5 protein-coding genes are annotated in these 7643 nt (G+C 70.0%); 4 read left to right on the top strand and 1 reads right to left on the bottom strand.

Annotated features, from left to right (window positions below; translation table 11 throughout):
* The first annotated feature begins 2 nt into the window (after window positions 1-2).
* From N5D30_RS10910 to N5D30_RS10925, 4 genes are read left to right on the top strand one after another with little or no spacing between them, the layout of a single operon-like run.
* Window positions 3-2201 (top strand): response regulator, encoded by a 2199-nt coding sequence (locus N5D30_RS10910; RefSeq protein WP_279909013.1) that lies wholly within the window; start codon window positions 3-5, stop codon window positions 2199-2201.
* Between the two features lie 10 nt (window positions 2202-2211).
* The gene (locus tag N5D30_RS10915) at window positions 2212-3276 is read left to right on the top strand and encodes a chemotaxis protein CheB (RefSeq protein ID WP_279909014.1); all 1065 of its coding nucleotides are present in this window, start codon (window positions 2212-2214) and stop codon (window positions 3274-3276) included.
* A gap of 2 nt (window positions 3277-3278) precedes the next feature.
* Window positions 3279-4418, top strand: a complete 1140-nt coding sequence (locus tag N5D30_RS10920; RefSeq protein ID WP_279909016.1) for a response regulator — start codon at window positions 3279-3281, stop codon at window positions 4416-4418.
* 15 nt (window positions 4419-4433) lie between these two features.
* On the top strand, window positions 4434-6920 hold the full coding sequence (locus tag N5D30_RS10925) for an EAL domain-containing protein (RefSeq protein ID WP_279909017.1): 2487 nt from the start codon (window positions 4434-4436) through the stop codon (window positions 6918-6920).
* Here N5D30_RS10925 and N5D30_RS10930 read toward each other — a convergent pair.
* Complete coding sequence (locus tag N5D30_RS10930) at window positions 6865-7374, bottom strand: DUF4142 domain-containing protein (protein ID WP_279909018.1); 510 nt, start codon at window positions 7372-7374, stop codon at window positions 6865-6867. The two genes, N5D30_RS10925 and N5D30_RS10930, sit on opposite strands and share 56 nt — an antisense overlap.
* Window positions 7375-7643 lie beyond the last annotated feature (269 nt).

The following is a 7643-nucleotide window of genomic DNA, read 5'->3' on the forward strand; positions in this document are numbered from 1 at the left end:
GCATGACCCTGGATCGGGAGGCCCTCAGGCAGCGCCTGCTGGCCAGCTTCCGCAGCGAGGCGGCCGAGCGCCTGGCCACGCTCGCCGACCTGCTGGCCAACTGGCGCGAGAGCGGCGCCAGCGAAGATGCCATCGAGTCGCTGTTCCGCGAGGTGCACAGCATCAAGGGCGCCTCCCGCGCCGCCGGGGTCGGCGAGATCGAGCAGCTCTGCCATGCCTGGGAAAGCCTGCTGGGCGCGGTGCGCCACGGCGACCTGGAACTGACCGCCGAGCGGGTCGAGCTGTGTCGTCTCACCCTGCGATTGGTGCAGCGCCTGCATGCCGGCCAGGCGGTGGAGCGCAACGAGCTGCTGCAGGTGATCGACAGCCTCGACGACAGCGTCCAGGGCCTGGACGTGGAACTGCCCGCGGTTCCCGCCGCCGCGCCGGAAGCGCCCCAGGACCTGGCCCGGGTGCGAGTGGCCACCGAGCACCTGGATGCCCTGCTGTACCACGGCGAGGTGCTGTTGCAGCACAAGCTGGAGGCCCAGGCCCACGCCCGCGGCCTACAGGAGCACGCCCAGGCGTTCGACCCGCAGCGGGCCCGGCGGATGCTCGGTTCCGCGGCGCTCCGGCAGTTGCGCGACACCCTCGACGAGATGCCCGCCAGCGCCCGCGACGGTCTCAAGAGCCTGCTCGACCACCTCGACTGGAGCCTGGCCCAGCTCGACCGCCTGCATGCCGGCGCCAGCCGCCTGGCCAGGGCCGGAGGGCACCTGGCGCTGGGCCTGGGGCAACTGTCCGACGCACTCAACGGCGAGCTGCAGGCCCTGTTGCTGCTGTCCGGCAGCAGCCTGCTGGAAGGCATGCCGGCCATGGTCCAGGACCTCGCCGCCCAGGCCGGCAAGCGCGCCGAACTGCGCGTGCGCGGCGAGAGCCTGCAGGTCGACAAGCGCATCCTCGACGAGCTGCGCAGCGTGCTCACCCACCTGTTGCGCAACGCCGTCGACCACGGCCTGGAAAGCCCCGACCAGCGCGTCACGCGGGGCAAGGCGGCGGCGGGCGTGCTGCAGGTGGAGCTGCTCCAGGAGTCGGCCGACCGCTTCGAACTGCGGGTCGCCGACGATGGCCAGGGCATCGACGCGCGGCGCCTGAAGGCCAGGGCGGAGGAGGTGGGCCTGCTCACCCCCGAGCAGGCCCAGGCCATGACCGAGCGCGAGGCCCTGGCGCTGATCTTCGCCTCCGGCCTGTCCACCAGCCGGATGATCACCGACATCTCCGGGCGCGGCCTGGGCATGGCCATCGTCCAGGAGACGGTGGAGCGGCTCGGCGGGCGCATCGAACTGGAGTCCACCCCAGGTGCCGGCACCTGCTTCCACCTGCACCTGCCGCTCAGCCTGTCGACCTTCCGCGCCGTGCTGGTGCGTAACGCCGAGCGCACCTTCGCCGTGCCCGCGCTGGCGGTGGAGCGCTGCCTGCGCCTGCCGGCGAGCGCCATCCGCACCCTGGAGAACCGCCCCTCGGTCACTCTCGACGGCGAGGTGCTGCCGCTGTGGCCGCTGGGCGACGTGCTCGGCCTGGCACAGCCGGCGCTGGGCGAGGGCGAGCAGACCCTGCTGCTGCTCAAGGTGCGCGGCGAGCGCTTCGTGCTGCTGGTGGACGAACTGCTCGGCGACCAGGAGATCATCGTCAAGAGCCTCGGCCGCCAGCTGGTGCGGGTGCGCAACCTGATGGGCGCGACCCAGCTCGGCGACGGCCAGCTGGTGCCCATCCTGCATCCCGGCGACCTCTACCGCAGCGCGCTGCAGGCCCAGGGCTCCAGCCTCAGCCAGCAGGCCCGGCCACGCGACGGCCAGGCGGCGCGGCGCCTGCTGATCGCCGAGGACTCCTTCACCTCGCGCGGGCTGCTCAAGGCGATCCTCGAGGCCGCCGGCTACCGGGTGACCACCGCCAACGACGGGCTGGAGGCCTGGAACGCGCTCAAACAGGGCCAGTTCGACCTGCTGGTGTCGGACGTGGAGATGCCGCGCCTGGACGGCTTCACCCTGACCAGCCGCATCCGCGCCGATCGCGAACTGGCGGAGCTGCCCGTGGTGCTGGTCACCGCCCTGCATTCCGCCGAGGATCGCGCCCGCGGCCTGGAGGCCGGGGCCAACGCCTACCTGGCGAAGAGCGGCTTCGAGCAGGACAGCCTGCTCGAAGCCATCCGCCGACTGATATGAGGAGACGGGGATGCGTGTACTGATAGTCGACGATTCGCCGGTCAGCCGCATGCTGGTGCGCGCGGTGCTCGAAGGCGAGGGCTACGAGGTACGCGAGGCGGACTCCGGCGAGGACGCCCTGCGCCTGCTCGCCGGCTTCACGCCGGACATCGTCACCATGGACGTGCACATGCCCGGCATGGACGGCTACGAGGCCACCGAGCGCATCCTCGAACAGTACGCCCTGCCGGTGGTGATCCTCAGCGCCAGCGTTGACCACCAGGCCTCGGCCACCGCCATGCGGGCGCTGGAGGCCGGCGCGCTGGCGGTACTGGAGAAGCCCTCCGGACCCAGCGCCGAGGACTTCAACGAGCGCATCGACACCCTGCTGCGCACCCTGCGCAGCATGGCCCAGGTCAAGATCGTGCGGCGCAAGCGCCGGGTCGCGGCCGGCGCCGCCGACGAGACGCCGCCGCTGGTGGCGCAGACCGTCGCCGGCGCGCCGCAACTGGTGGCCATCTCGGCGTCGGCCGGCGGGCCGATGGCGATCAAGGCCCTGCTGCAGCGGATGGCGCCGCAGCGGTACTGGCCGCTGGTACTGGTGCAGCACATCGCGCCGGGCTTCCTGCCGAGCTTCCGCGACTGGCTGGCGAGCCTGACGGCGATGCCCGTGCTGGTCGCCGAGCATGGCCAGCGGCTGCTCCCCGGCACCCTGTACCTGGCGCCGGACGGGCATCACCTGGGCTTCGCCGTCGATCGCAGTGTGAACCTCGACGACGGTCCGCCGGAGGAGCACGTGCGACCGGCCGCCAATTACCTGTTCCGCTCGGTGGCCCGCCGCTTCGGCCGCCAGGCGATCGGCATCCAGCTGTCCGGCATGGGCCGCGACGGTGCCCAGGGCCTGGCCGAGCTGCGCCAGGCCGGCGCGCTGACTCTGGTGCAGGACCCCACCACGGCGGTGGTCGACTCCATGCCCAGGGCGGCCATCGATCTGCAGGCGGCGAGCCAGGTACTGGCGCCGGAAGGAATAGCGGAGCTGCTCAACGCGATCGCTGTCCACATGTCCGTGGTGAATGGAAGCAAAGGGAGGGAGTGATCATGTATGCGGATGCCGAAATCCTGGTGGTGGAGGACAGCCCCACCCAGGCCACCGAACTGCAGTACATGCTCGAAGCCGTCGGCTGCAAGGTGCGGGTCGCCGGCAACGGCCGCGAGGCGCTGGAGATGGTGGCGCTGCGCAAGCCGACCATCGTCATCAGCGACATCGTCATGCCGGAGATGGACGGCTACGAGCTGTGCCGGCAGATGAAAAGCTCGGCGCAGACCCAGAACATCCCGATCATCCTGGTCACCGCCCTGGCCGACGCCCGCGACGTGGTCCACGGCCTGGCCTCGGGGGCGGACAACTTCATCGTCAAGCCCTTCGACGAGAAGTACCTGATGTCGCGCATCCGCTATTTCCTGGTCAACCTGGAGCTGCGTACCCACGAGCGGGTTCAGATGGGCGTGGAGGTGGTGCTGGAGGGCGAGCGGCACTTCATCACCGCCAGCCGCCAGCAGATCCTCGACCTGCTGATCTCCACCTACGAGCAGGGCGTGCGCCTGAACCACGAGCTGCAGACCAAGCACGACGAGCTGGCCCGCACCAACTCGCTGCTCAACTGCCTGTTCCACTTCACCAGCGGCCTGACCGATGCCAAGAGCGAGCGCCACGTGATCGACGCTGCCCTGCGCCGCATCCTGGAATTCCCCGACGCCAGCGGCGCCTGGCTGCTGCTGGCCGACGCCGGCGACCCCGGCGAGCGGGCCCACGTGGCCGGCGCCCGCGCCCGGGGGCAGAACTACGCGAAGGAGGAGCTGGACCAGTGCGCCGCCAACTGCCCCTGCCGCCACGCCTGGCTGCGTGACAGGCTGTCGCAGCCGAGCAACATCGGCAACTGCCCGGCCCTTGCCGGCAAGCCTGGCGAGGGCATCCACGCCAGCATCCCGCTGCAGATGGGCAACGAGATCATCGGCATGCTCAACGTGGTCCAGCGCGACGCCAGGCCCTGGCCGGAGGAAGCGCTCAGCGCGCTGGCCTCGATCGGCCGCCAGCTGGCCATGGCGCTGGGCCGGGTGCGCCTGTTCGAGAGCATGGAGCAGCTGGTCGAGCAACGCACCCGGGCCCTGACCAAGAGCGAGGAACTGCTGCGCAAGGTGCTCGACAGCCTGCCGGTGGGAGTGCTGGTGACCGACTAGCAGGGCCGCCTGATCATGAGCAACCCGGAGAGCAGCCTGATCTGGGGCGGGCCCCATCCCAGCGGTTCGGAGGGCTATGGTCACTACCGGGGCTGGTGGGCGGAAACCGGCGAGCGCATCACCGAGGCGGACTGGTCGATGATCCGCGCCGTGCGCCAGGGGCTGGTGTCGCGCAACGAGGTGATCGACATCGAGACCTTCCGCGGCGAGCGCAAGACCATCCTCAACTCGGCGGCGCCGTTCCTCGACGCCGACAAGGTGATCCAGGGCGCCATCGTGGTGATCCAGGACATCACCGGGCAGCGCCGCCGCGACCAGGAAATCCGCACCCGCACCCGGGCGGTGGAGGCCAGCGTCAACGCGGTGATCATCACCGACGCGCGCCAGCCGGACCAGCCCATCGTCTACGCCAACCCGGCCTTCGAGCGCATCACCGGCTATTCGGTGGACGAGGTGATGGGGCGCAACTGCCGCTTCCTGCAGGGCGACGACCACGACCAGGCCGGGCTGGACGGCATCCGCCGGGCGCTGGCGGCCGAGGAGGAGGGCGCGGCGCTGCTGCGCAACTTCCGCAAGGACGGCTCGGAGTTCTGGAACGACCTGCGGGTGGCGCCGGTGTTCGACGACCGCGGCAAGGTCAGCCACTTCGTCGGCATCCTCCACGACGTCACCGACAGCAAGCGCTACCAGGAGGAACTGGAACACCAGGCCAACCACGACAGCCTGACCGGCCTGGCCAACCGCAACCTGCTGGGCGACCGCATCGGCCAGGCCATCGCCTTCGCCAGCCGCGGCAGCGGCCAGTTCACCCTGGCGTTCATGGACATCGACCACTTCAAGGTGGTCAACGACAGTCTCGGCCACGGCGCCGGCGACCAACTGCTGGTGGAGGTCGCCGAACGCCTGCGCGGCTGCGTGCGCGAAATCGACACGGTGGCGCGCCTGGGCGGCGACGAGTTCATCATCCTGCTCGCCGACACCGAGCAGCTCAGCGAACAGCTCGGCCGCATGGAGCGGATCAAGGACAGCGTCGCCCGGCCCATGCTCCTCGACGGCCAGGAAGTGGCGGTCAGCTGCAGCATCGGCTTCTGCTGCTACCCGGCCGATGGCCGCGACGCCGGCACCCTGCTGCGCAACGCGGACACCGCCATGTACCAGGCCAAGCACCAGGGCCGCAACCGCATCTGCGCCTTCATGCCGGCGATGAACGAGCAGGTCCAGGCGCGCCTGGCGATGGAGCAGCAGACCCGCCACGCCCTGCAGAACCAGGAGTTCATCGTCTTCTACCAGCCGCAGCTGGACCTGCAGAATGGCCGCCTGTGCGGCTTCGAGGCGCTGGTGCGGTGGAATCGCGGCGGCACCATGGTCTCGCCCGGCGAGTTCATCCCCCTGGCCGAGGAGACCGGCTGGATCGTCGCCATCGACTTCTACGTGTTCGAGGTGGTCTGCCGGCAACTGGCGATCTGGCGCGAGAGCTTCAGCCAGCAGGACCTCAGCGTGGCGGTGAACTTCTCCGCCATCAGCTTCGCCGACGAGCACTTCATCGAGCACGTGCTGGGCGTGCTGCGGTCCGAGGGCATTCCCTCGCGCTGGATCAAGATCGAGCTGACCGAGACCATCCTGGCCAGCGATGCCGACGTGGTGCAGCGCAGGATGGAGCACCTGTGCGAGCAGGGCGTGCGCTTCTCCATCGACGACTTCGGCACCGGCTACTCGTCGCTCGGCTACCTCAAGCGCTTCCCGTTCAGCCAGCTGAAGATCGACCGCAGCTTCATCACCGATATCCTCTCCGAGCCGGACAGCGCCTCGCTGGCGCGCTCGATGATCTCCATCGGCCACAACCTGGGGATCAAGGTCATCGCCGAAGGGGTCGAGCAGGCCGAACAGATGAGCTTCCTGCGCGCCGCCGGCTGCGACGAGCTGCAGGGCTACTTCTACTCGCCGCCGCTGCCGCCGCTGGCCTGCATGCAGTTCCTGCAGAGCGGCGGCCCGCTCAGCCTGCCGGCCAACATCATCGACGGTAGTGCGCGCTACCTGCTGGTGATCGACGGCAACCGGGCCGCCCACGAACTGCTCAGCCGCACGCTGCGCCTGGAGAGCTACAAGGTGCTGACCGCCAGCGACGGCGCCGACGCGCTGAAGATCATGGCTACCTACCCGGTGGACGTGGTGCTGAGCGAGCTGCTGCTGGGCGACATGAGCGGCGTCGACTTCCTGCGCAGGATCAGGTCGATCTACCCGGAGGTGATCCGCATGCTGCTGACCAGCGCGGCGGAGGTGGGCAACATCCTCAAGGCGGTCAACGAGGGCGTGATCTACCGCTTCGTCACCATGCCGTGCGAGCCCGAGGACCTGCGCAACCAGCTGCGCGAGGCCTTCCAGCAGCGCGAGCTGCACCGCGAGAACAAGCGCCTGCGCCGGCTCGCCGGCGCGGCGCCGGCCGGGGTCAGGAAAGCGGATGGGCCCGAGTCAGCATCCTGGCCATCTGCAGGTGATGCTTGAGCACCGGCAGCTTGGCCCGGGCGAAGGCCTGCAGCTCCTCGTCGCCCTGTTCGGCGGCGTCGGTATAGAGCGCCAGGCTGTTTTCGTAGCGGCGCATCTGCCAGTCCGCGTACAGGGCGTCGAAGTTGTCGCCGGCCAGCTCGCGCAACTCCGCTTCGGCCTGGGCGAGCAGGTCCTCGTCGGCCGGCACCTCCACCGTGCGGCTGCGGGCGAAGGCCTGCAGGTCGGCGTTTTCCCGGGGATGGTGGTCGATCACCTGCTGGGCGAAGGTCTTGACGTCCGCCGACTGGCTCTGGCGCAGCGCCAGCTGCGCGGCCTGGATGTCGGCCACCCGGGCGGCCACGGCCTGCTCGACGAACGTCTGCGGATCGACCTTGGGCGCGGCCAGCAGCGGTGTGGCGAAGAACAGCAGCAGCCACAGCATGGCGCCGCGCGGGGTGAAGTGTCTGGACATGGCAGATCCTCCCGTGCCGTTACGGAGTGTAGGGTTGTGACGGAGTCGGGCGGGCAGGGTTCAGCCTTTCTGTCGCCGGTGGCGCGTGGCATCCCCGGTTGTGGGTTGAAAACCGCGCCGCGCCCCAACGCGGGTTTCACCCGCCCTACGGACGTAGGGTGCGCCGCGCGCACCGGCGGCCCTGGAGCGGTTCGTTGTTGCACCGGGGGCACCCCTCTGACAACCATTCCCCGTCACTCCCGCGCAGGCGGGAGCCCAGGCGCGGTGGG

The organism is Pseudomonas sp. GD03875 (assembly GCF_029840585.1).
Lineage (GTDB): Bacteria > Pseudomonadota > Gammaproteobacteria > Pseudomonadales > Pseudomonadaceae > Aquipseudomonas > Aquipseudomonas paralcaligenes.

Coding starts and splice junctions, on each gene's coding strand:
- N5D30_RS10910 (WP_279909013.1), top strand. CDS start 3: ATGACCCTGGATCGGGAGGCCCTCAGGCAGCGCCTGCTGGCCAGCTTC.
- N5D30_RS10915 (WP_279909014.1), top strand. CDS start 2,212: ATGCGTGTACTGATAGTCGACGATTCGCCGGTCAGCCGCATGCTGGTG.
- N5D30_RS10920 (WP_279909016.1), top strand. CDS start 3,279: ATGTATGCGGATGCCGAAATCCTGGTGGTGGAGGACAGCCCCACCCAG.
- N5D30_RS10925 (WP_279909017.1), top strand. CDS start 4,434: ATGAGCAACCCGGAGAGCAGCCTGATCTGGGGCGGGCCCCATCCCAGC.
- N5D30_RS10930 (WP_279909018.1), bottom strand. CDS start 7,374: ATGTCCAGACACTTCACCCCGCGCGGCGCCATGCTGTGGCTGCTGCTG.